The sequence below is a fragment of the Variovorax sp. Soil_C_39 genome, assembly GCF_057656815.1.
On the sequence record NZ_JBDGJQ010000007.1, the window covers coordinates 145,882 to 169,566 of the forward strand.

General features: G+C 70.8%; 12 protein-coding genes. All 12 read left to right on the top strand.

Annotation, left to right across the window (positions count from 1 at the left end; genetic code table 11):
- Positions 1-40: 40 nt before the first annotated feature.
- The 12 genes from AC3A6J_RS19035 to AC3A6J_RS19090 all read left to right on the top strand — a co-directional run bounded on the left by AC3A6J_RS19035 (position 41) and on the right by AC3A6J_RS19090 (position 23,664).
- A complete protein-coding gene (locus tag AC3A6J_RS19035) occupies positions 41-7,396 on the top strand; it encodes a hybrid non-ribosomal peptide synthetase/type I polyketide synthase (RefSeq protein WP_487861539.1) in 7,356 nt (2,451 codons plus the stop codon).
- Positions 7,393-12,381, top strand: coding sequence for an amino acid adenylation domain-containing protein (locus AC3A6J_RS19040; protein ID WP_487861540.1), 4,989 nt, complete (start codon positions 7,393-7,395; stop codon positions 12,379-12,381). Before AC3A6J_RS19035 ends, AC3A6J_RS19040 begins: the two co-directional genes overlap by 4 nt.
- Before the next feature lie 3 nt (positions 12,382-12,384).
- The gene (locus tag AC3A6J_RS19045; protein WP_487861541.1) at positions 12,385-13,152 is read left to right on the top strand and encodes a 4'-phosphopantetheinyl transferase family protein; all 768 of its coding nucleotides are present in this window, start codon (positions 12,385-12,387) and stop codon (positions 13,150-13,152) included.
- Positions 13,149-13,988 (top strand): serine aminopeptidase domain-containing protein, encoded by an 840-nt coding sequence (locus AC3A6J_RS19050; protein ID WP_487861542.1) that lies wholly within the window; start codon positions 13,149-13,151, stop codon positions 13,986-13,988. The genes AC3A6J_RS19045 and AC3A6J_RS19050 overlap by 4 nt, the downstream gene beginning before the upstream one ends.
- Complete coding sequence (locus AC3A6J_RS19055) at positions 13,981-14,919, top strand: alpha/beta hydrolase family protein (protein ID WP_487861543.1); 939 nt, start codon at positions 13,981-13,983, stop codon at positions 14,917-14,919. Before AC3A6J_RS19050 ends, AC3A6J_RS19055 begins: the two co-directional genes overlap by 8 nt.
- Positions 14,920-14,947: 28 nt before the next feature.
- Positions 14,948-16,153 (top strand): polysaccharide biosynthesis/export family protein, encoded by a 1,206-nt coding sequence (locus AC3A6J_RS19060; RefSeq protein WP_487861544.1) that lies wholly within the window; start codon positions 14,948-14,950, stop codon positions 16,151-16,153.
- A 53-nt stretch (positions 16,154-16,206) separates the two neighbouring features.
- Positions 16,207-18,516 carry a polysaccharide biosynthesis tyrosine autokinase gene (locus AC3A6J_RS19065; protein ID WP_487861545.1) on the top strand — a complete coding sequence of 770 codons (2,310 nt, stop codon included), beginning with the start codon at positions 16,207-16,209 and terminating at the stop codon, positions 18,514-18,516.
- Complete coding sequence (locus AC3A6J_RS19070) at positions 18,513-19,175, top strand: sugar transferase (protein ID WP_487861546.1); 663 nt, start codon at positions 18,513-18,515, stop codon at positions 19,173-19,175. The genes AC3A6J_RS19065 and AC3A6J_RS19070 overlap by 4 nt, the downstream gene beginning before the upstream one ends.
- Positions 19,176-19,241: 66 nt before the next feature.
- On the top strand, positions 19,242-20,219 hold the full coding sequence (locus tag AC3A6J_RS19075) for a GDP-L-fucose synthase family protein (RefSeq protein ID WP_487861547.1): 978 nt from the start codon (positions 19,242-19,244) through the stop codon (positions 20,217-20,219).
- A 37-nt stretch (positions 20,220-20,256) separates the two neighbouring features.
- Complete coding sequence (locus AC3A6J_RS19080) at positions 20,257-21,588, top strand: hypothetical protein (RefSeq protein WP_487861548.1); 1,332 nt, start codon at positions 20,257-20,259, stop codon at positions 21,586-21,588.
- Positions 21,589-21,595: 7 nt separating this feature from the next.
- Positions 21,596-22,684: a glycosyltransferase gene (locus AC3A6J_RS19085; RefSeq protein WP_487861549.1), complete on the top strand. Its 1,089-nt coding sequence runs from the start codon at positions 21,596-21,598 to the stop codon at positions 22,682-22,684.
- Complete coding sequence (locus tag AC3A6J_RS19090) at positions 22,681-23,664, top strand: hypothetical protein (protein WP_487861550.1); 984 nt, start codon at positions 22,681-22,683, stop codon at positions 23,662-23,664. The genes AC3A6J_RS19085 and AC3A6J_RS19090 overlap by 4 nt, the downstream gene beginning before the upstream one ends.
- Positions 23,665-23,685 lie beyond the last annotated feature (21 nt).

The following is a 23,685-nucleotide window of genomic DNA, read 5'->3' on the forward strand; positions in this document are numbered from 1 at the left end:
CCGCGTTATTGGTACCCATTTTCCGATCCAGGCCTTCTTCATGAAACTCCAGAATGCTTCCCGGGCTCAAATCGAAATCCACCCGCTTTCATTGGGTGACCTCTTCGTTTCCCCCCTCAATAGGAAGCTTTCAGAGGACCGCGTCGAAAGCGCATTGGCGCTCGCGGGAGATGGCGCACATCCGGGATTGCAACAGCGTGTAGCCGCCGGACACACGCTCGATACGCCCCTTGCCGCGGCCTGGCTGCTGCTGCAGGCACGCTGGCTCGGCGCAGAGCGGCCGGTGCTGCACGAAATGCTCCCGGGCGCGGAAGCGGCCGCAGGCCTCGCCACCGCCGAGGCGGCGTTCGATCCAGCCCAGCCCGCGGGCAGCTGGCTCGCTGCAATCGATCGGCAGCGGCGCGAGCCGGGCGTGGCAAGCGCGCCAGCCTCGCCGCCCACCGCGCTCTGGGTTCGTGGCCGCCCCGACCAATCCTGTGCCCAGGTACCGCTCTCGCTCTGGCTCGACGCCGAGGCCGAGCCGCCATGCCTTCGCCTCGATGCGGCCGCAGGCCTGCTCGACGCGGCATCGGCCACGCAATTGCTCGCCGCCATCGCACACACCGCCGACAAATTGCTCGCGCGTCCCGACGCGCCCCTTGGCGACATCGATACCCTGCCTCCCGCCGACCGCGAGCAGCAGTTGCGCACCTGGAACACCGCCCCCGCGCCGCTCGATCCGCGCCTCACCGTGGCGACCCGTTTCGCGCGCCAGGCCGCGGCCACGCCAGACGCGGTGGCGCTGGCGCAGGGCGACGAGCGCATGAGCTATGCCGAACTCGCCCGGCGCTCGGACCGGCTCGCACATCGCCTGCAGCACCTGGGCGTGCAGGCGGGCGACAGCGTCGGGCTGCTGCTCGACCGCTCGATCGCGGCGGTGGTGGCGCAGCTCGGCATCCTCAAGGCCGGCGCGGCCTACGTGCCGGTCTCGCCGGACTTCCCGCTCGAACGCATCGCGCACATGCTCGACGAGGCCGGCGCGCGGCTGGTGCTGATCGGAGCGCCGGACTGGCGCCACCTGGTGCCCGCCACCAACGCCGTGCTGACCTTCGACGGCAGCGAGGGCACCGACGCCGCCGAAGGCCTCGCCCCGTGGAAGACGCCCGCGATCGACGGCGAATCGATCGCCTACGTCATGTACACCTCGGGCTCCACCGGCACGCCCAAGGGCACCGAGATCGGCCACCGCGCTATCCTGCGCCTGGTCGTCGGTGCGGACTATGCCGAGCTGGCGCCGGGCCGCGCGGTTCTGCATGCCGCGCCGCTCGCCTTCGATGCGGCCACCTTCGAGATCTGGGGCCCGCTGCTCAACGGCGGCTGCTGCGTGGTGCACGGCGAGCGCGTGCCCACGGGTGCCGGCCTCGCGCAGACCATCGCGGCACACGGCATCCACACCGCCTGGCTGACGGCGGCGCTCTTCAACGCGGTGATCGACGAAGACCCGGCGCATCTCGCGGGCCTCTCGCACCTGCTCACGGGCGGCGAAGCGCTGTCGGTGCCGCATGTGCGGCGCGCGCTCGCGGCGCTCCCGGGCCTGGTGCTCAGCAACGGCTACGGGCCCACCGAATGCACCACCTTCGCGGCCACGCACCGCATTCCGGCGGCGCTGCCGAGCGACCTTCGCTCGGTGCCGCTCGGCCGCCCGATCACCGACACGGTGCTGCGCGTGCTGAGCCCGTCGATGGCGCTGCTACCGGCCGGCTTCGTGGGCGAGCTCTGCATCGGCGGCCACGGCCTGGCGCGCGGCTACCTCGGGCAGCCCGCGCTGACGCAGGAGCGCTTCGTGCCCGACCCATTCGGCGCGCCCGGCGAGCGCCTCTACCGCACCGGCGACCTCGCGCGCTGGCTGCCCGACGGCACGCTCGAATTCATCGGCCGGCGCGACGGGCAGGTCAAGATCCACGGCCACCGCATCGAGCTCGGTGAGGTCGAGACGGCGATCCTCTCGCATCCCGCCATCCAGAGCTGCGCGGTCGTCGCGCGGCCCGATGCCCAAGGTCAGCTGCGCCTCGTGGCCTACCTGGTCGCGCGCTCGCAGCGGCTGTCGTGGGAGGCACTGCGAGCCCACCTCGCTGCACGCCTGCCGGCGGCGCTGCTGCCCTCGGCCCAGGTCTGGCTCGCGCAGCTGCCGGTCACGCCCAACGGCAAGCTGGACCGCAAGGCGCTGCCCGAACCCGCGGTCGAGCGGCCCGAACTCGCGCAGCCCTTCGAAGAAGCGCGCAGCGCCGCCGAGCAGCGCGTGTGCGATGCCTTCGCGCATGCCCTGCACATCGACAAGGTCGGCCGCAACGACAACTTCTTCGACCTCGGCGGCGACTCGGTGCGGGTGCTGCAGGTGTTGGCCGAGCTGCAGCGCGAAGGCGGGCTCAGGCTGTCGACCAACCTTTTCTTCCGCCATCCCACGCCGGGCGCGATCGCGGCCGAGCTCGAGGCTCCAGCGGCCGAGGCGCAGGCCCTGGTACCCGCCACGCCAGCCCCGGCCGCAGCCCCCGCCGGGATGACCGACGCCATCGCACTCATCGGCACCGCCGGCCGCTTTCCCGGTGCGGCGGACGTCGAGCAGTTCTGGGACAACCTCGTCGCGGGCCGCGACACCATCAGCTTCTTCGACGACGAGACGCTCGATGCGGGCGTGAGCGAGGCGCTGCGGCGCGACCCGGCCTATGTGCGGGCGCGCGGCGTGATCGAGGGCATCGAGAACTTCGACGCCGCCTTCTTCGGCATCGGCCCGAAGGAAGCCGCGCTGATGGACCCGCAGCAGCGCGTGTTCCTCGAGATCTGCTGGGAATGCCTCGAGCGCGCAGGCTATGTGCCCGACGACGCGCCCGGCCCGGTGGGTGTGTACGCGGGCATGTACAACGCCAGCTACTTCCAGCGCCACGTCGCCACCCGGCCCGACCTGGTCGAGGCGGTCGGCGAGTTCCAGGTGATGCTGGCCAACGAGAAGGACTACATCACCACGCGGGTCGCCAACCGGCTCAACCTCACCGGCCCGGCGGTCAGCATCCACACCGCGTGCTCCACCTCGCTGGTGGCGGTGGCGCAGGCCTTCCAGGCGCTGCGCACCGGCCAGTGCTACATGGCGCTCGCGGGCGGCGCGTCGGTCACCTGCCCGCCGCGCAGCGGCTACCTCTACAACGAGGGCTCGATGCTCTCGCCCGACGGCCACACGCGCAGCTTCGACGCGAAGGCGCAGGGCACCGTCTTCAGCGACGGCGCCGCGGTGGTGCTGCTCAAGCGCCTGGCCGATGCGCAAGCCGACGGCGACACGGTCTATGCGGTGCTGCGCAGCGCCTGCGTCAACAACGACGGCGGCGCCAAGGCCAGCTTCACCGCGCCCAGCGTCGACGGGCAGGCGGCGGTGATCCGCGCCGCGCTCGCGGCGGCCGAGGTCGACGCGCGCAGCATCTCGTACGTCGAGGCGCACGGCACCGCCACGCCGATGGGCGACCCGGTCGAGGTCGAGGCGCTCACCTGCGCCTATGCCGAGCACACCGATGCGCTCGGCTACTGCACGCTCGGCTCGCTCAAGAGCAACGTCGGCCACATGGTCACGGCCGCGGGCGCCGCCGGCCTGATCAAGACCGCGCTCGCGCTGCACCACGAGCTGATACCGCCGACCGCGCACTACAGCGAACCCAACCCGGCCATCGACTTCGCGCGCACGCCGTTCCACGTCACGCCGAGCCTGCAGCGCTGGCCGCGCACGGCGGGCCAGCCGCGGCGCGCCGGCGTCAGCGCCTTCGGCGTGGGCGGCACCAATGCGCACGTCGTCGTCGAGGAAGCACCCCCGCGCCCCGCCTCGGGCGCCGCGCGCGGTGCCCAGGTTCTGCCGCTCTCGGCGCGCTCGGAAGCCGCGCTCGCCGTGGCCACCGAGCAGCTCGCGGCGCACCTCGAGGCCACGCCCGGCTTGCCGCTGGCCGACGTGGCCTACACGCTCGGCGTCGGCCGCAAGGCCCATGCCTTTCGCCGTGCAGTCGTCGCGCACGACACGACCGAGGCCATCGCCGCGCTGCGCGCCGACGGCAGCCCCTGGCGGGCCAGCGGCCGGGTTGACGCGCGCGCGCCGCAGCCGGTGCTGCTGTTCCCGGGCCAGGGCGCGCAGTACGTCGGCATGGGCCGCGTGCTGCATGCGAACGACCCGGTGTTCGCCGCCGCCTTCGACACCTGCCTGAAGGCCTTCGCCGGCGTGCTCGACGTCGACCTGCGCGAGCGCATCTTCTGCGGCGATGCCGATGCGCTGCGGCCGACGTCGGTCACGCAGCCCGCCCTCTTCGCCATCGAGTACGCGCTGGCGCGCCGCCTGCTCTCGCTGGGCGCACGGCCGCATGCGTTGATCGGCCACAGCGTGGGCGAGTTCGTCGCCGCCGTGATCGCCGGCGTGATGCGGCTCGAAGATGCGGCACGGCTCGTGGCCCGCCGCGGCGCGCTGATGCAGGCGCAGCCCCCGGGCGCGATGCTCTCGGTGCGCCTGGGCGCCGCCGAACTCACGCGCCGGCTCGGCCCCGTGCTTTCGCTCGCGGCGGTCAACGGACCGACGGCCTGCGTCGCGGCCGGGCCTTCCGAGGCCATCGAGACGCTGCGCCTCTCGCTGCAGGAAGAAGACATCGGGAGCCGCCTGCTGCAAACCTCTCACGCCTTCCATTCATCGATGATGGACGCCGCCGTGGCCCCGTTCGAGGCGCTGGTGCGCGACGTGGCGCTGCAACCGCCCACGCTCCCGATCTACTCGACGCTCACGGGCCGCCGCCTCGAAGACGCCGAGGCCACCAGCCCCGCCTACTGGGCACGCCACCTGCGCGGCACCGTGCAGTTCTCGCCCGCGGTGCAGAGCGCCATGGCCGATGCGGCGCGGCCGCTCTTCATCGAGGTCGGCCCGCGCAACACGCTCGCCACGCTGGCGCGCCAGCACGGCGCCCGCGAGGCGATGTCGCTGCTGCACGGCGAGCCGGCCGACGAGTGCCGCACGCTGCGGCTCGCGCTGGCGCGGCTGTGGACCTGCGGCACCGAGCTCGAAGTGTCGCGGCTCGCCGTGCGCGCCGGCGCACAGCGCGTGCGCCTTCCCACCTATCCCTTCGAACGCAAGCGTTTCTGGGTCGACATCGCAACCACCGCAGCGAATGCGGTGGCCGCGCCGGCCGCTGCACCGCCTGCGCTTGCCTCCCCCCTCTTTTCCTCCGCCCCACCCACCTTGTTCCAGGAGCCGAACGTGACCGCTGCTGCGTCCCCGCCACCCATCACCCCTGCCTCAGCGCCCTCGGAGGCGCTCGCCGCATCCATCGATGCGCGCCTGCGCGCGCTGTTCGAAGACATCTCGGGCGTCGACATGGCCCAGGCCGAAGGCCAGGCTGCCTTTGGTGAACTCGGCCTCGACTCGCTGACGCTGACCCAGGTCGCGACGCAGATCAAGAAGCACTTCAAGGTCGGCGTGAGTTTTCGCCAGCTCATGGAGAACTACCGCAGCTTCGACACGCTCGCCGCGTTCCTGCGCCAGAGCCTGCCGGTCGAGGCCGTGCCCGTGGTGGCTGCCCCCGCCCCGGCCGCGGCCTCTGCGCTCGCCGCGCCCCTGCCGCCGGCCACGCCGCCAGCCCAGGCGATCGACCTGGCGGCCGGCTCGCCGATCGCGCAACTGGTCGCGCAGCAGATGGAACTGATGCGCCAGCAGCTCGCGCTGCTGTCGGGCGCAGGTGCGGTGTCGGCCGTGGCCGCCGCGGCCATGCCGGTCGAAGCCGCGCAAGCGCACGCGCCAGCCGCCGCCGACGAAGCCCCGTCCGCGCCCCCGAAGGAAGCGCAGCGCTACGACGTCGCCAAGGCCTTCGGCGCCATCGCGCGCATCCACACGCAGCGCACCGCCGAGCCGAGCGGCCGCCAGAAGGCGCGGCTCGCGGCCTTCGTGCGGCGCTACGTGGCGCGCACGCAGAAGAGCAAGGCGTTCACCGAGACCCACCGCCCCCACATGGCCGATCCGCGCGTGGTCAACGGCTTCCGCCCGATGACCAAGGAGATCACCTACCAGATCGTGGTCGAGCGCTCCAAGGGCTCGAAGCTCTGGGACATCGACGGCAACGAATACGTCGACGTGCTCAACGGCTTCGGCATGAACATGTTCGGCTGGCAGCCCGACTTCGTGCTCGAGGCGGTGCGCCGCCAGCTCGACGCCGGCTACGAGATCGGGCCGCAGCATCCGCTTGCGGCCGAGGTCACGGCGCTCGTCTGCGAACTCACGGGCAATGACCGCGCCGCGCTCTGCAACACCGGCTCCGAGGCGGTGATGGCGGCGCTGCGCATCGCGCGCACCGTCACCGGGCGCAGCAGCGTGGTCGTGTTCACCGGCTCGTACCACGGCACCTTCGACGAAGTGCTGGTGCGCGCCGGCAAGGGCCACAAGGGTCTGTCGGCCGCACCCGGCGTGATGAGCGGCATGTTCGGCGACGTCCGCGTGCTCGACTACGGCTCCGACGAGGCGCTGGCCTTCATCCGCGAGAACGCCGACGACCTTGCCGCGGTGCTGGTCGAGCCGGTGCAGAGCCGCCGGCCCGACTTCCAGCCACGCGAGTTCCTGCAGCAGGTGCGCGCCATCACCGCGCAGCACGGCGCCTGCCTGATCTTCGACGAGGTCATCACCGGCTTTCGCGTTGGCCTGGGTGGCGCGCAGGAACTGTTCGGCGTGCGCGCCGACCTTGCGACCTACGGCAAGGTCATCGGCGGCGGCATGCCGGTGGGCGTGATCGCGGGCAAGCGCAGCTTCATGGACGCGCTCGACGGCGGGGCCTGGGCGTACGGCGACGACTCGATCCCCGGCGTGGGCGTGACCTACTTCGCCGGCACCTTCGTGCGGCACCCGCTCGCACTCGCCGCCTCCAAGGCCGCGCTGCTGCACCTGAAGGAATGCGGCCCCGCGCTGCAATCCGCGCTGACCACCAACACCGCCGCCATGGCCGACGAGCTCACCGCCTGGTGCGCCGAGGTGGGCGCGCCCATCGCGCTGCGGCATTTCGCGTCGCTCTGGCGCGTGAGCTGGCTCGAGGAGCATCCGCTGCAGGACCTGCTCTTCGCCATGATGCGCAGCCGCGGCGTGCACATCCTCGACAACTTCCCGTGCTTCCTCACCAGCGCGCACAGCGCCGAGGACATCGCGCTGATCCAGCGCGCCTTCAAGGAATCGGTGGCCGAGATGCAGGAGTCCGGCTTCCTGCCGCGCCGCGCCAGCGTCGTGACGGGCTTCGACTACCGCAAGGCGCAAGACGAAGACGGTTCCGTCCTGGCCCGCGACGTCGATGGTCAGCCCTTCTGGTATGTGCCCGACGCCGCCGGCGCCGGCAGCAACTCCCTCCTCCATGGAAAGGCCGCAGCATGAATGCCGTTCTCCGTCCCACCGCCGCCAGCAGCTTCGTCGAATGCGTGATTCCCACGACGGAATCGCAGCGCGAAGTCTGGCTCGGTGCCACCATGAGCACCGAAGCCTCGCTCGCCTACAACGAATCGGTGCTGCTGCGCCTTCGCGGCGCGCTCGACGGCGACGCCATGGCCTGCGCGATCGAACGCCTGGTCGAGCGCCATCAATCGCTGCGCGCCACCATCTCGCCCGACGGCAGCTGCATGCTCGTGGGCCAGCGCGGCGAGACCTGGCTCGTCCGGCACGACCTGAGCGGCCTGCCGCCCGAGGCCCGCACCGAAGCGCTGCAGGCCGCACACGAGGAAGCCGTCTGCACGCCCTTCCTGCTCGAGCAAGGTCCGCTGTTCCGCGCCGCGCTGTACCGGCTCGGCGAGACCGAGCATGAGCTCGTCATGTCGGCGCACCACGTCGTCTGCGACGGCTGGTCGTGGATGGTCATCGCCGAGCAGCTCGGCCAGCTCTATGCCGAGCAGACTGGCAACGGCCCGCCGCTCAAGGCCGCGCCGAGCTATTCCGATTTCGCCGCCCGTGAAGCCGCCGAGGCCGCGCACCCCGACATGCAGCCGCACGTGGACTACTGGCTCGAGCGCTTCTCTGGCAGCACGCTGCCGGTGCTCGAACTGCCGGTCGACCGCCCGCGTCCCGCCGTGCGCACCTTTGCGTCGCGGCGCGCCGAACGCCTGCTCGACCGCAAGCTGGTCGCGGGCGTGCGCTCGATGAGCGCGAAGGCCGGTGCGAGCCTGTTCGCCGGCCTGCTCGGCGGCTTCGCGGCGACGCTGTACCGCCTCACCGCGCAAGACGACCTCGTGATCGGCATCCCGGCCTCGGGCCAGGTGGCACGCGATATGCCGGGGCTGGTGGGCCACTGCGTCAACCTGCTGCCGCTCAGGCTCAGCGCCCACGGGCAGTTGCGCTTCGATGCGCTCGTGGGCGACTGCAGCACCACCGTGCTCGACGCCTTCGACCACCAGGCGCTCACCTATGGCGCGCTGCTCGGCAAGCTGTCGCTGCAGCGCGATGCCAGCCGCTTGCCGCTGGTGAGCGTGGCCTTCAACGTCGACCCCGACGTGGCGGGCGGCACCCAGGCCTTCCAGGATCTCGAGGTCGTGCAGGACACCATCGCGCGCCGCTACGAGAACTTCGAGCTGTTCCTCAACCTGCGCCCGATCGACGGCGGGCTGATGGTCGAGGCTCAGTACAACGCCGACCTGTTCGACGATGCCAGCATCGCGCGCTGGCTCGACATGTACGAGTGCCTGCTGCGCTCGGCCGTGTGCAACCCCGCCGAAACCATCGGCCGGCTCGATGTGCTGTCGCCCGAAGCGACCCAGGCGCTGCTCGCGCTGCAGCCCTTGCCCGTCGAACTGGCACTTCCACCGCATGCGCTCGCGGGCTTTCTCGCGCGCGTGCCGCAGCAGCCCCACAGCCCGGCCGTGCGCGACGGTGCGCGCGTCTGCAGCTATGCCGAACTCGATGCGCAGTCGAACCGGCTCGCCCGCGCGCTGCGTGCGCGCGGCGTCGGCCGCGGCCGGCGCGTGGGCCTGTGCGTCGAGCGCAGCCTCGAGATGATGATCGCTCTGGTGGCCGTGCTCAAGGCCGGTGCTGCCTACGTGCCGCTCGATCCCGCCTTTCCGCAGGCGCGGCTCGACCACTATGCGCAGGACGCAGGCCTCTGCTTGCTGCTGACCACGTCTGACCTGCCCATGGCACCGCGCGGTTCGGGCGCCCCGGTGTTCGAGTTCGACCGCGACGACGCCTGGCAGCAGGAATCCGGCGCGCCGCTCGAACCCAGCGACCAGGACGCCGGCCCCGACGATGGCGTCTACGTGATCTACACCTCGGGTTCCACCGGCCTGCCCAAGGGCGTGAGCGCCCGGCACTTGTCGGTCGCCGTGCTGCTGCAGTGGATGCATCGCCGCTCGGCCTTGTCGAGCGCCGACCGCATCGCGGCGGTGACCACGCTGTCGTTCGACATGGCGGTGCCCGACCTGCTGCTGCCGCTCGCGGCTGGCGCCGAGATCGTGATGGTGCAGCGCGAGCTCGCGATGGACGGCGTGCGCCTGTCCAGGTTGCTGCAGGACGAAGGCATCACCTTCCTGCAGGCGACGCCCGGCATGTGGCAGCTGCTGGTCGATGCGCAGTGGCCCGGCGCGCCCGGCTTCCGCGGCTGGATGGGCGGCGAGGCCCTGCGGCCGAGTTTTGCGCTCGCGCTCTGCGAGCGGATCGACGAGCTCTGGAACGGCTACGGCCCGACCGAGACCACGGTCTACTCCACCGCCTGGCGCGTGGATCCCGAGGTGGTCGCGGCGCGCGGCGTCTCGATCGGCCTTCCGGTGGACAACACCGAAATCTGGATCCTCGACGAAGCGATGCAGCCCTGCCCGATCGGCGTGCCGGGCGAGATCTGCATCGCGGGCGACGGCCTGGCTCATGGCTACATCGAGCGCCCCGAACTCACGGCCGAACGCTTCGTGAACGTGCGCATCCTCGGCCATGCCAAGACGGTGTACCGCAGCGGCGACCGCGGCCGCTGGCGCAACGACGGGCTGATCGAACACCTCGGCCGGCTCGACTTCCAGCTCAAGGTGCGCGGCTACCGCATCGAGCCGGGCGAGATCGAGGCGCGCTGCGTCGAGGTGCCGGGCGTCTCGCGCGCGGTGGTGGTGGCGCGCGAGGACAGCCCCGGCGATGTGCGGCTGGTGGCCTACCTGGCGCTCACGCCGGGCGTCGACTTCGGCCTCGACGCGCTGATGCTGAACCTGCGTGAAAACCTGCCGGCCTTCATGCTGCCGCAGCACGTGGTGGCGCTCAAGTCGCTGCCCACGCTGCCCAACGGCAAGGTCGACCGCGTGGCGCTGCCGGCGCCGCAGGCGGCTGCGCGCGAAGAGGTGCGGCGCGGCGCCGGCCCGCGCAACGACTGCGAGCGCAAGGTGCTCGAGACGATGGAGAAGGTGCTGAGCCTGCCCGGCCTCGACATGCAGGACGACTTCTTCACCATGGGCGGCCATTCGCTGCTGGCGTCGCGCCTGACGACGCTGCTGGGCCGCGAGTTCCAGGTCACGCTGCCGCTGCGCGCGCTGTTCGAGGCGCCCACGGCCGAACGGCTGGCCGTGGTGATCGCCGGGCTGCAGCGCGCCGGTGCCGGCACCCAGGCGCCACTGCCCTGCCGGCCCGAGCGCGCCACGGCGCCGCTGACGGCGGCGCAGGAGCGCATCCTCTTCATGGAAGACCTGCACCCGGGCCGCTCGCTCTACAACGCGCCCTCGGCACAGCGCCTGACCGGCAACTTCGATGCCGCGCGCTTCGACGCCGCCTTCAAGGAGATCATCCGCCGCCAGCCCGCGCTGCGCACGCGCATGGGCACCGATCCGGACACCGGCCGGCCGGTGCAGCTGATCGCCGAATCGGTCGACTTCACGCTGCCCGTGATCGACCTGCGCAAGCTGCCGGCCGACCAGCGCGAGGCCGAACTCGCCGAGCTCATGCAGGAGATCGCCGACGAGCCGATCGACATCCACCGCGCGCCGATGATGCATGCGGCGGTGTTCCAGCTCGACGAGCACGAGCACGTGTTCCTGTTCGTGCCGCACCACCTGGTCTGGGACGGCTGGTCCTTCGACCTGCTGCAGCGCGAGTTGTCGGCGATCTACGACGCGGCCGAACGCGGGCGCACGCACACCCTGCCCGCGCTCGCCACCACGCACGGCGACTATGCCGAGTGGCTCGCCGGCTGGATGAAGGAGCCGGCCTTCCAGCCGCAGCTCGACTTCTGGCTCGATCGCTTCGCCAAGGCACCGATGCCGCGCCTGCCGCGCACCGACATGCCGCGCCGCGCGGGCAAGAGCGGCCAGGGCGGTGCACAGTGGATCCGCGTCGACCTCGCGGTCACGCAGCAGCTGCGCAAGATAGCGCGCGACATGGACGTGACGCTCAGCATGCTGACGTTCGGCATCTACGCGCTCACCATGAGCCGCGTCATCGGCTCGGAGACCGTCGTCATCGCCAACCCGGTGCGCGGCCGCCAGCAGCCCGAGACCGAGGATGTGATGGGCTTCTTCAACAACGTGCTGCCGGTGTCGCTCACGGTCGATGCAGCGGCTTCATTGCCCGAGTTCATGCGCTACGTGAAGGGCGAGCTGCTGGCGCTGATGAACTACCAGCAGGTGCCCTTCGAGCGCCTCATGGCCGAGCCCGTGCTCGCCAGCCGCATCCGCTCGGTCGGCCCCTACCAGGCAATGTTCTCGTTCCAGGATGCACGCGACCGCGCACGCCGGCTCGGCAGCCTGCAGACCCGGCAGCTGCACCTTATGCAGCGCGGTGCCACCGACGACATCGGCGTGTGGCTCATGGACAAGCCGCACGGGCTCGAGGGCGCGCTGATCTACAACGCAGACATCTACCTGCGCGAGACCGGTGCGCAGCTGCGCGACCGCTACCTCGAGGTGCTGCACCGCGTGGTCGAACAGCCCGCGGCGACGCTCGCCACGTTGGCGGCCGAAGAAGGCTCGCCCAGCGCGCTGTACCTGCGCCGGCTCGCGGCTGCCGAACCGACGAAGACGCTGGTGTCCGAGGGCGCCGCGCCCGGTACCAAGGTCGAGGAGATCCTGCTGAACCCCGAGCACGCCAAGCTCGCGCAGATCTGGGCCTCGGTGATCGGCATCGACGTGAACGACATCCGGCCCACCGACAACTTCTTCGATCTCGGCGGCGACTCGCTGCTGGTGCTGCGCGCCATCGAGCAGGCCGAGCGCACGCTCGGCTACCACGTGGCCTCGCGCCGCTACCTGTTCGAGAACCTGGGCCAGATCGCGGCCACGGCGCATGCGGGACTCGACGAAGCCGACAGCGCCGAGACGCTGCGCGTGCCGCTCGCACAACTCAAGAGCGCCGCGCGCAGCGAAGGCTTGCTGAGCCGCGCATTCGGCGGCTGGCTGCGCAGGGAGTGAACCATGGGCTACGCTGACTTTTCCCTTTCCGCGGTCGAGGCGCCGGTCTGCCGGTACCTCGAACTCGACGACCGCGCCAGCGGCGACGCCGAGCTGGTGCTGTGCGACGAGGAGCGCGCCCGCGCCGCGCAGTTCCGCTTTCCGGCCGATCGCCGGCGTTTCGTGACCGCCCACGCGGCGCTGAGGCGCGCGTTGGCCGAGCAGACCGGCCAGCGCCCCGAGGCGCTGTGCTTCACGCGCAGCGCCTTCGGCAAGCCGTCGCTCGCGGACGGGCCGCGCGTGCATTTCTCGCTGAGCCACAGCCATGCTTTGGGCCTGATAACCATCGGCCGGCGCGGACCGCTGGGCGCCGATGTCGAGGTGCTGCGCCCGGTGCCCGACGCGCTCGAAATGGCCGAGCGCCACTTCACGCCGTCCGAGCATGCCGCCCTCGCGGCGCTGCCCCAGGCCGAGCGCGAGCATGCGTTCCTGGTCTGCTGGACGCGCAAGGAGGCCTGCCTCAAGGCCATCGGCCTCGGGCTGATCGTGCCGCCCGATCGCTTCGAGGTCGGCATCGAAGCCGACTGCCGCAGCGTCGAGGTGCCGGTGGCCGGCCGCATCCTGTGGCTGGTGCTGCAGCCTGCGCCGCTGCGCATCGACAGCGTCGGCTCGATCGCGGAATGGCGGCAGACCCGCGTGCGTGCAAGCCAGCCGGCCGCTTCTGCGGTGGACGCCTTCATGCGGCACCGGGCCGCGCCCGGTGCCCGGCGCCACGGGGAGCTGACCCAATGAGCGCCTTGCCGTTCATGTTCGGCCCGGCCTCGCGCCAGTTGTTCGGCGTGTACCACCCGGCCGCCGAGGTGCGCGAGACGCGTGAAGCGCACCTCACGCTGCGCAGCGCGGCACTGCTGTGCCCGCCCTTCGGCCAGGAAGGCCTGCGCACCCACCGCTTCTTCAAGGTGCTGGCCGAGCGGCTGGCGCGCACCGGCACGGCCACGCTGCGCTTCGACTTCCACGGTGCAGGCGATTCGCCAGGCGACGAGGCTGACGGCGACCTCGACGGCTGGCGCCGCGACCTGTGCACCGCGCACGAGGAACTGCGGCAGCGCAACCCGCATGCGCGCATCGTCTGGATCGGGGCGCGGCTCGGTGCCACGCTCGCGGTGCTGGCCGCGCGCAGCGGCCGCAGCGACCCCTCTCGGCTGGTGCTCTGGGAGCCGGTGATCGACGGCCAGCGCTATGCGCGCCACCTGCGCGAGCAGCACGTGGCCGCGATCGACGCCACCTTCTGCATTCCCGACCTGGCCTGGCGCCGCGGCCTCTCGCGCGAGCCCGACGCCATGCCCGAGGAGGCGCTCGGCACCGTGTTCTCGCCCGCCCTGCGCGCGCAGCTCGAGACGCTGGCGCCGGCCTCGCTGCCGCTCACGGCGCTGCACGAGACGCTGGTGCTCACCGGTCCCGACGACGAACCCACCGCGCGCTGGGCGGCCGAGCAGCAGTCGCGCCACATGCCGGTTCGGCTCGCCTACCTGCAGCACCGCCTCGACTGGACGTCCGACCCGTACCCCAACAGCGCGATGGTTCCGGCCGATGCGCTCAACCGTCTTCAGGGAGCCCTTCATGAATGACACCATGTCGCAGACACCGATCCGCTTCGGCACCGACGACGCGCTCGTGGGGATGCTGACCACGCCGCGGCAACAGGGATCCGCCAACGTGGCCTGCCTGATGTTCAACATGGGCGCCAACCACCGGGTCGGCCCGCGCCGCATCAACGTCAAGCTCGCCCACCTGCTGGCGGCGCGCGGCGTGAGCAGCCTGCGCTTCGATCTCGGCGGCATCGGCGACAGCGACGCCTCGGGCACCTCGCACGACGTGCAGGGCCGCGCGCTCGGCGACCTGCGCGCCGCCATGGACCTGGTCGAAAGCCGGCTCGGCATCCGGCAGTTCGCGATCGTGGCCATGTGCTCGGGCGTCGAGCATGCGGTGGCCGCGGGCGTGACAGATTCGCGCGTGGTGGCGCTCACGCTGTTCGACGGCTTCGCGTTTCCCGAACGCCGTGCCCGCTGGGAGCGCACGCTGCGCCGCGCGCTCGCCGCGCCGGTGCATCCCTCATTCCCCGGCAAGGCCAAGCGCTGGCTGCTGCGCCGCGTGCTGCGCAGCCATGCTGCCACGCCGCTGCCGGGCTTCTTCACCGAGAAGCAGCCGATGGCGGAGAGCGCCGCCTGGTTCGGCGCCAACATGCGCCGCCTGGTCGAGCGGCACGTGGCGGTGCAGCTGCTCTATTCGGGCTCGCTGCACGTCAGCGACCACGACCGTGACCAGCTCGGCGCGTTTGCGCGCGAGCCGTTCGCCCAGTCGCTGCAGTACGAATTCATGCGCGAGGTCGACCACACCTTCGCCACGGCCAGGGGACAGCAGCTGTTCCTGAAGTCGGTCGGCGACTGGGTCTGCGCCTGCGCCTGCGCGGGTACCGCCGGGGCCGAGCGCCGGCCGCCGCCGCAAGCTGTCTCACCGGCCGCCGGGCCTGCGCTGCACGGCGCCTACGTCCCGCAGTGACCCCCACACCAGGAGCAAGGACATCCCCATGGCACACCTCGAACTCGCCCGTTCCCCGCACGGCGCATGCGCCGCCTCCGCCCCCTTCGGGGAAACCGCGCCGGCGCGCATCCGGCGCCGGCTCGCACCGCTCGCCGTGCTCCTGCTGCCGCTGGCCCTGGCGGGCTGCGGCGCGCCGGGCTTCGGCTCGCCCGACAGCGGCAGCTGGACCACGACGCGCAGCGACGGCAGCGGCCAGCTGGTGGCGCCGAAGATCGTCACCATCACGCCCGACGTGGTGCGCGCCCAGGCCGCGCTGAACCCGCAGGCCGTGCCGGCCGACGTACAGCAGCTGTTCGGCAAGGCGCCGGGCTACACCATCGCCCCAGGCGACGTGATCGGCATCGTGGTGTACCGCCACCCCGAGCTGATGCCCAACGCTGGTGCGGTGATCTCGCAGCAGTCGGACCCGACCGGCGTGAGCGTGGCGCCGGGCTTCATCGTCGACGGCGAGGGGGAGATCAGCTTTCCCTACATCGGCCGCACCAGGATCGCGGGCATGACCGAGCGCACCGCGGCCGAGTTCATCACGAAGCGCATCGCGCCGTACGTGAAGGATCCGCTGGTCAGCGTGCGCATCCAGTCGTTCCGCGGCCGGCGCGTCTACGTCGAGGGCGAGGTCCGCCAGCCGGGCCTGCAGATCTTCACCGACATTCCGATGACGCTGGCCGAGGCGATCAACCGCGCCGGCAGCACCACGCCGACCGGCGACCGCTCGCGCGTCACGCTCAAGCGCGGCGACCGCACCATGGTGATCGACCTGCCGATGCTGCAACGCTACGGCTACGACGCGAGCCGCATCCCGCTGCAGAACGGCGACATCGTGAACGTCGGCACACGCGAGGACAGCCGCGTCTACGTCATGGGCGAGATCCGCAACCCCTCGGCGCTCTTGATGCGCAACGGGCGCCTGAGCCTCAACGAGGCGCTCGGCGATGCCGGCGGCCCCGAGGCGCTGACCGCCTCGCCGGGCCAGATCTACGTGGTGCGCAACTCGAACTCCGACGTGCCAGAGGTCTATCACCTCGACGCCAAGAACCCGATCGCGCTGGCGCTGGCCGACCGTTTCGAGCTGCGCGCGCGCGACGTGGTCTACATCGACCCCGTGCCGCTGGTGCGCTGGAACCGGGTGATCAGCCTGATCCTTCCTGCTGCGCAGGTCGTGAACCTCGGCGGCACCGCCAGCCGGCGCTGAAGCGCCACCCTCCGCCCCTTCCCCCGTCAAGGCAACACAAAAAGGTGACCTCCATGAATGCGCACTGGCAACCCCTGGTTCCCGTTCCCCCCGATGCGGCGATGACGGCGGCCGCGGCAGCCGCTGCCGAGCAGCCACCCTCGCGGCTCCGGGAGCATGTCGACCTCCTGATCGACAACCGCTGGAAGATCGCGAAGATCACGCTGGTCGCGCTGCTGCTCGGCGCGGCCTACACCATGTTCGGTCCGCGCGTTTACGAATCGAACGTGCTGATCCAGGTCGAGGACCCCGAGCGTTCCGGCGGCACGCTGGTCGGCGATTCTGCGAGCAGCGCGCTCAATGCCAAGACGCCGACCGCGGGCGAAGCCGAGATCCTCAAGTCGCGGCTGGTGCTGGGCCAGGCGATCGAAAACACCAAGCTCTACATCGAGGCCGAGCCGCTCTACGTGCCGGTGGTCGGCCAGTGGCTCGCGCGGCGCGCCAGGTCGCTGTCGGAGCCGGGCTTCCTGGGCATGTCGGGCTATGTCAGCGGCAACGAGCGCATCGTGGTCGCGCAGATGGACGTGCCGGCCGATCTCGAAGGCAGCCGCTTTGCGCTGACCGCGGACGCCGACGGCGCCTACACGCTGCGCCACCCCAAGCTGGCCGAGCCGCTCGCCGGCAAGGTCGGCACACCGCTCGACGCCGAGACCCCGCTCGGACGGGTGCGCCTTCTCGTGGGCTCCATCTCGGCACAGCCCGGGGCCGAGTTCAAGCTGGTGCGCGAGTCGGCGCAGCTCACGCTGCTCGAGTTGCAGAAGGACCTGCGCGTGGTCGAGCGGGGCAAGCAGTCCTCGATCATGGACGTGAGCTGGCAGAGCGGCAACCCGGCACAGCTCACCAACCTCCTCAACGAGGTGGCGCGGCTCTACGTACGCGTCAACATCGACCAGAAGACCGCCCAGGCGCAGCGCGCACTCAACTTCCTCGGCACCGAGCTGCCCAAGCTGAAGCAGCAGCTCGAGGAATCCGAAGAGGCGTACAACCGCTACCGCAACCAGAACGGCACGGTCAGCCTCGACGACGAGGCGCGCAATGCGCTGGCGCAGAACGCCGACCTGCAGACCCGACTGCTCGAAGCCACGCAGAAGCGGCATGAGCTGACCGAGCGCTTCACCTTCCGAGATCCGACCGTGGTGACCCTCGACGCGCAGATCAACACGCTGCGTCGTGCGCTCGGCGGGGTGGAGCAGCGCATCCGCCGCATGCCGCAGTTGCAGCAGGATTCGCTGCGCATGCAGCGCGACATCAAGGTCAACACCGACCTCTACGTGTCGCTCCTGAACAGCGCACTGCAGATGCGGCTCGCCAAGGAAGGCCGCATCGGCAACGTGCGCGTGCTCGACCAGGCACTGCTGCCCGAGAAGCAGATCCGGCCCAAGGCCGCGATCACCATGGCGCTCGCGCTGCTCGCGGGCCTTTTCGCCGGCGCCGCGGCCACCTTCCTGCGCAGATCGTGGCGCACGACCATCGCGAGCCCGGCCGAGATCGAGGCGCACACCGGCCTCGACGTCTACAGCACCGTGCCGCTGAGCACGCGGCAGCGCCAGATCGACAGCGACATTCGCCACGGCAAGGCCGGCGTTCACCTGCTCGCGCTGCAGCACCCCGACGACCCCGCGCTCGAGGGGCTGCGGCGGCTGCGGACCGCGCTCAAGTTCGCGGTGCCGCGCGCACCCAACAACCGCATCATGATCTCGAGCCCCACGCCGGGCGCGGGCAAGACCTTCGTGTCGGCCAACCTCGCGGCGCTGCTAGCGTCGACCGGCCGACGCGTGCTGCTGATCGACGCCGACCTGCGGCGCAGCAGCCTCGCACCACGCTTCGGGCTCAAGCGCAAGGGCGGCCTGTCGGAGCTGATCCAGGGCAGCCTCGATCTCGACCATGCGGTCCACAAGGGCGTCCTGCCGCACCTGGACGTGATGACCACCGGCGCGCTGCCCGCCGACCCGACGGGCCTGCTCACGAGCGATGCCTTCTCGCGCGTGCTCGAGAAGGCGTCGGCGAACTACGACGTGGTGATCGTCGACACGCCGCCTGCGCTGCTCGCGTCGGAGTCGGCCGAGATGGCCACCTGCATGGGCACGCTCCTGCTGGTGGCGCGCGCCGGCGACAACGAGATCGGCGACCTGACCGAAACTGCCAAGCAGCTGCGCCACGCCGGCGCACACTTCCAGGGCGTGGTGCTGAACGCGCTCGACACGCGCCGGCGCTACTACGGCAGCCTGGCCTACCGCTACGGCGCCTACCGGCAGCGCACACACACCTATCCGGGCGTCGCCCCCGAGCTGCCGCCTCCCGCCACCTCGGGAGGTGCCGCGTGAACACCCTGCGCTCGACCGCGCGGGCGCGTCCCGCGGGCAGCTCGCGGCTGCTCCTGGCCACCAAGCGCGGCATGGACATCGTGCTGGCCAGCACCTTCTTCCTCGTGCTCGGGTGGGCCTATGCGCTGATCTGGCTCGGCGTGCTGCTGACCTCGGGCCGGCCCGGGATCTACAAGCAGCCGCGCTACGGCCGCGACGGCCGGATCTTCAGCTTCTACAAGTTCCGCTCGATGGCGCCGGATGCCGACGCGGTGCTGGCGCGGCACCTGCGCGAGAACCAAGAGGCGCGCCGGCAATGGGACAAGTACCAGAAGCTCGATCCCGATCCGCGCATCACGCGCTTCGGCGCCTTCCTGCGCAAGTACAGCCTCGACGAGCTGCCGCAGTTCTGGAACGTGCTCAAGGGCGACATGAGCATGGTCGGCCCCAGGCCCTGCATGTTCGCGCAGAAGGTGCTCTACGGCAGCTACTGGAGCAGCTACTGCGCGGTGCGGCCCGGCATCACGGGGCTCTGGCAGGTCAGCGGGCGCAACGAGGTCAGCTACCGGCGCCGCGCGGCCATGGACGCCGACTACGTCGCGACGCTGTCGGTGCGCCAGGACATCGCGATCCTGCTGAAGACCTTCGCGGTGGTGGCCGGCGCGCAGGGGTCGCGCTGACGCGCCATCCCGCCCTTTCTTGTTTTATTCGTCTCCTCTTTCAACCAACCTCAACCGAAAGTGCATATGCGTATCTACGTTGCTGGTCATCGCGGCATGGTGGGACAGGCGCTCGTGAAGCGCCTGCTGGATCTCGGGCATGAGCTCGTCACGCGCAGCCACGAGGAGCTCGATCTCCTCGACCAGGACGCCGTGCGGCGGTTTTTCGCCACGGAACGCATCGACCAGGTCTACCTCGCGGCGGCGAAGGTCGGCGGCATCCACGCCAACATGACCTACCCGGCGGAGTTCATCTACCAGAACCTGCTGATCGCCGCCAATGTCACGCACCAGGCGTTCCTTGCGAACGTCAGGCGTCTCCTGTTCCTCGGCTCGAGCTGCATCTACCCGAGGCTTGCCGACCAGCCCATCCACGAGAACGCGCTGCTAGGCGGAAAGCTCGAGCCGACGAACGAGCCCTATGCGATCGCCAAGATCGCGGGCATCAAGCTGTGTGAAAGCTACAACCGGCAGTACGGCGCCTCGCACGGCATCGACTACCGCAGCGTGATGCCCACCAATCTCTACGGCCCGGGCGACAACTACCACATCGAGAACAGCCATGTGGTGCCCGCGCTGATCCGTCGCTTCCACCTGGCCAAGACCACCAACGCGCCCGAGGTGCTGATCTGGGGCACGGGCCGGGCACGACGCGAGTTCCTCTTCGTCGACGACATGGCCGAGGGTTGCATCACGGTGATGGGGCTTTCGCGCGAGACCTATGCGCAGCACACGACCCCGACGTGCGCGCACATCAACCTCGGCACCGGCGAGGACCTGACCATCGCCGATCTCGCGGCGCTGATCGGCGAGGTGGTGGGCTACCGCGGCCGCATCCGCTTCGACACGTCGCAGCCCGACGGCGCCCCGCGCAAGCTGCTCGACGTGGCGTGCGCCGCCTCGCTCGGCTGGCGCGCCACGGTGCCGCTGGCCGAGGGCCTGCGCCGCACCTACATCGACTACCAGCGCGCGCTGCGCCCCATCGAGGAAGTGGCGCACGCCTGATCCGCGGACACCACCGACACGTTTCGAAGAGGCTCATATGAGAACACTCTGCTTCTGGTTCGGCATTGCCGCGGCCTTCGTCTGCGGCTGGGCAGACCCGGCCTGGGGCTATGCGGCCATCTGCGCACTGGCGCTGGTGCAGATCGCGATGCTTGCCGCGCCCGGCGCGAGCATGTTCCTGCTGATCCACTACACCACGGTGCTCACCTACTTCTCGCTCGCGCCGGCGCTGCAGATCGCCGCCGACGTGGCATTCTGGGACACCGGGCTCCTCGGCACCGAAGCGCACCGCCAGGCGCTGCTGCTGCTGTTGCTCTACATGGCAGGCATCGAGGCGGCGCGCCTCGGCATGCCGGCCCCGCCCGCACGACCGGCGCGACCGGTGCCCGCGGCGGGGCTGCAGCCGCTGCGCTCGGCAACGCCCATCGTGCTGCTGCTGGGCGGCGCGCTCGCGGCGTTCGCGGCGCTGTTCGTCCGGCCCGACCTCAACTTCGTCGCGCGCGGCATCATCCCCGTAGAGATCAACCAGCCGGTCGACTACATCGTCTTTTCGACGGTGCCGAAGCTCATGGTGGCGATGTGCTTCGTGGCACTCGCGATGCATGCCCTGCAACGCCGCACGGTCTGGGCCTGGAGCACCGCAGGCGTGGCCTTCGCGCTGGCGGCGCTGGCGGCCAACCCCGTCAACACGCCGCGGCAGATTTTGCTCATCGGGCTGCTGCCGCTCGCCATCCATGTCTTCAGCCAGCGGCGGCGCTGGGTGCTGCCGGTGCTCGTCTTCGGCACCATCGCGGGCCTGGGCCCGGTGCTGAATTTCATCTCGCGCGGCAGCTATTGGGACGAGGCGCTCACGGCCTTTCCGTTCAGCCCCGACTTCGACGCGATGTTCATCGTGGCCGGCATCATCGAGCGCGCGCCCTCGCCCGACCTCGGCATGGGACGCTACCTGCTGTCGGCGTTCTCGTTCTTCCTGCCGCGCGACCTGAAGATGTTCCCCGACTTCGATCCGCTGGGCTGGCCGTCGATCCTGAACAACTTCTCGCAGGCCAATCTCTCGCTGCCGCCCTTCACGACGGCGTACTTCGACTTCGGTTTGCTGGGGCCGGTGCTGCTCGGGCTTGCTATCTCGGCCGCTGCTCGCGTGGCCGACAGGCTCGTCGACCGGCCGGTCGCGGTGACGGGCAGCTACCTGGTGGCGCTGGTGCTGATCGCGGCGTACGTGCCGTTCTTGCGTGGGCCGATCCTCGGCTGGGGTCCGTTCGCTGCCTCGGGCGTGATCGCCGCGGTGCTCGCGGGCGTGCTGAGCGCGCGCGCCGCTGCCGGGCGGCATCGCCGCATCGCAACGCTGGCGCCGGCCGGCACGGCCTGATACCGCCATGGCGAGCTACCTCTTCTACGACACCATCCGCCTGAACCGTGGCGCGGGCGGCGTGCTGAACGTGTCGGACCTGCTGCTGCGCGGCATGCAGCTTTCCGAAGGCGACCGCATCGTGCCCGTCAGCGAGCGGCATCCGCGGCTCTTTGCCGCGGCGCGGCGCGTCGGGTTCAGCCGCTTCCTGCTCGAGACGCTGATCTACAACTACCACCGCCTGCGCATGCTGGCCACGGGCGAGCGGATGCTCTCGCTGTTCCCGAACTACTTCCTTCCGTTTTCGCCGTTCGGGCGGCACCGCGATTCGATCGTGATCGTGCACGACCTGCAGTACAAGTCGTACCCGCAGTATTTCAGCGCCGCCAAGCGGCTGTGGCTCGACTGGAGCCTGCGCCGCGCGGCGCGCAGCCAGGCCCACGTGGTCTTCATCAGCCAGAGCAGCCAGGAGGATTTCGAGCGCCACTTTCCGCGCTGCCGGCATGCCACGGTGATCTTCAATCCCGTGGACGCGGTGCAGGCACCCGCACCGGATGCCGCGGCCGGGGCCGCGCCCGGCGAGCGTTACCTGATCGCCGCCTATCACTACTACCCGCACAAGAACTTCAGCGGCACGCTGGCGTTGTTCACGCGCATGAAGCGCGAAGGCATGGTCGATTTCCTCGACATCACCGGCAACGGCGCGGCCGAGGTGAAGCGCATGGTGGCGGGCCTCGATCCGGCCCTCCGCGCCTGCATCCGGCACCGCGGCCTGGTCTCGCGCGACGAACTGATCCGCCTGTATGGCGGGGCGGCGGCGTTCATCTCGCTGTCGACCTTCGAGGGCTTCAACCTGTCAGCTGCCGAGGCCGCGACGCTTGGCGTGCCGTTGGTTCTGTCGAACATACCGGTGCACCGCGAGCTGTTCGGCGGCTACGCGTTCCTCGTCGACGACGAAGCCTGCGACCTCAATGCGCTCGGCCACTACCTGGCCACACACCGGGCGACGAAGCGGCCCTGGTCGCTGGCCGAGGCCTGCACGCCGGGCGCGGTGGCGGGGCGCTACCTCACGCTCAAGCAACGCGAGCCGGCTGTGCTCGCGGGAGCGCTGCCATGAAGATGATGAAGAAGAAACAAGCCCTGCGCGCGGTCCGGCGGCTCGCGGCGACGGCGCTGCTCGGCGCCGCGCCGGCACTCGCCATCGCCCAGCCGCAGGAGGCACCCGTGCCCGGCTTCGGCGTGATGATTCACTACCTGCCCGACAAGCAGACCGTGGCCGACGTCGCGCGCTTCGACGTCGAGGCGCTGGCCGCCGCGCTTGCGGGCATGCGCGCCTCGTACCTGGTGCTCACGCTCGGCCAGAACAACGGCCAGTTCATCGCCCCCAATGCCGCACTCGAGGCGCTCTGCCCCGAGAGCGCGCGGCACCGCCCGCCGCGCGACCTGCCGCTCGAGATCGGCCGCGCGCTCGAACGCCGCGGCATCGGGCTGGTGCTTTACTTGCCGTTCCGCGCGCCGCAAGCCGACCCGTACCTGATGGCGTGCCTGGGCGACGTGTCGGAGCAGCAGCCGCCGCCCGCGCGCTTCACGGCCGCCTGGAGTGCGGTGATCCGCTACTGGTCGGAACACTACGGGCCGCTTGCCCGCGGCTGGTGGTTCGACGGCACCTACAACACGCAGGGCATGTCGCCCGAAAGCTGGAACGCGCTCTGCGCCGCGGCAAAGAGCGGCGGCGGCGCGAACCGTTGGCTGGCTTTCAATGCGGGCGAGGGCCCGGCGCGCTTCAGCGCACGCGCCGCACCGTGCCAGAACCTGATGGCGGGCGAGTTCATGCAGCCGCCCCCGCCGACGTCGCTGTCGGCAACCCTGGCCGAACGGCCCTCGAACCTGGTCTTCCACCTGCTCACGCCGCTGGGCGCCTCGTGGGGCCAGACCACCGCGCCGCGCTTCTCGGCCGACCAGCTGCGCGGCTGGATCGCCGACGCTCGGGCGCGCGGTGGCCTCTTCACGCTCGACCTGCCGCTCGACAACGGACTGCGCCTGTTGCCCGCGCACGTCGCCCTGGTGCGCAGCGCGACCGCACCCACCCGGCCCTGAAACCAGCCAACTCCGATCGAC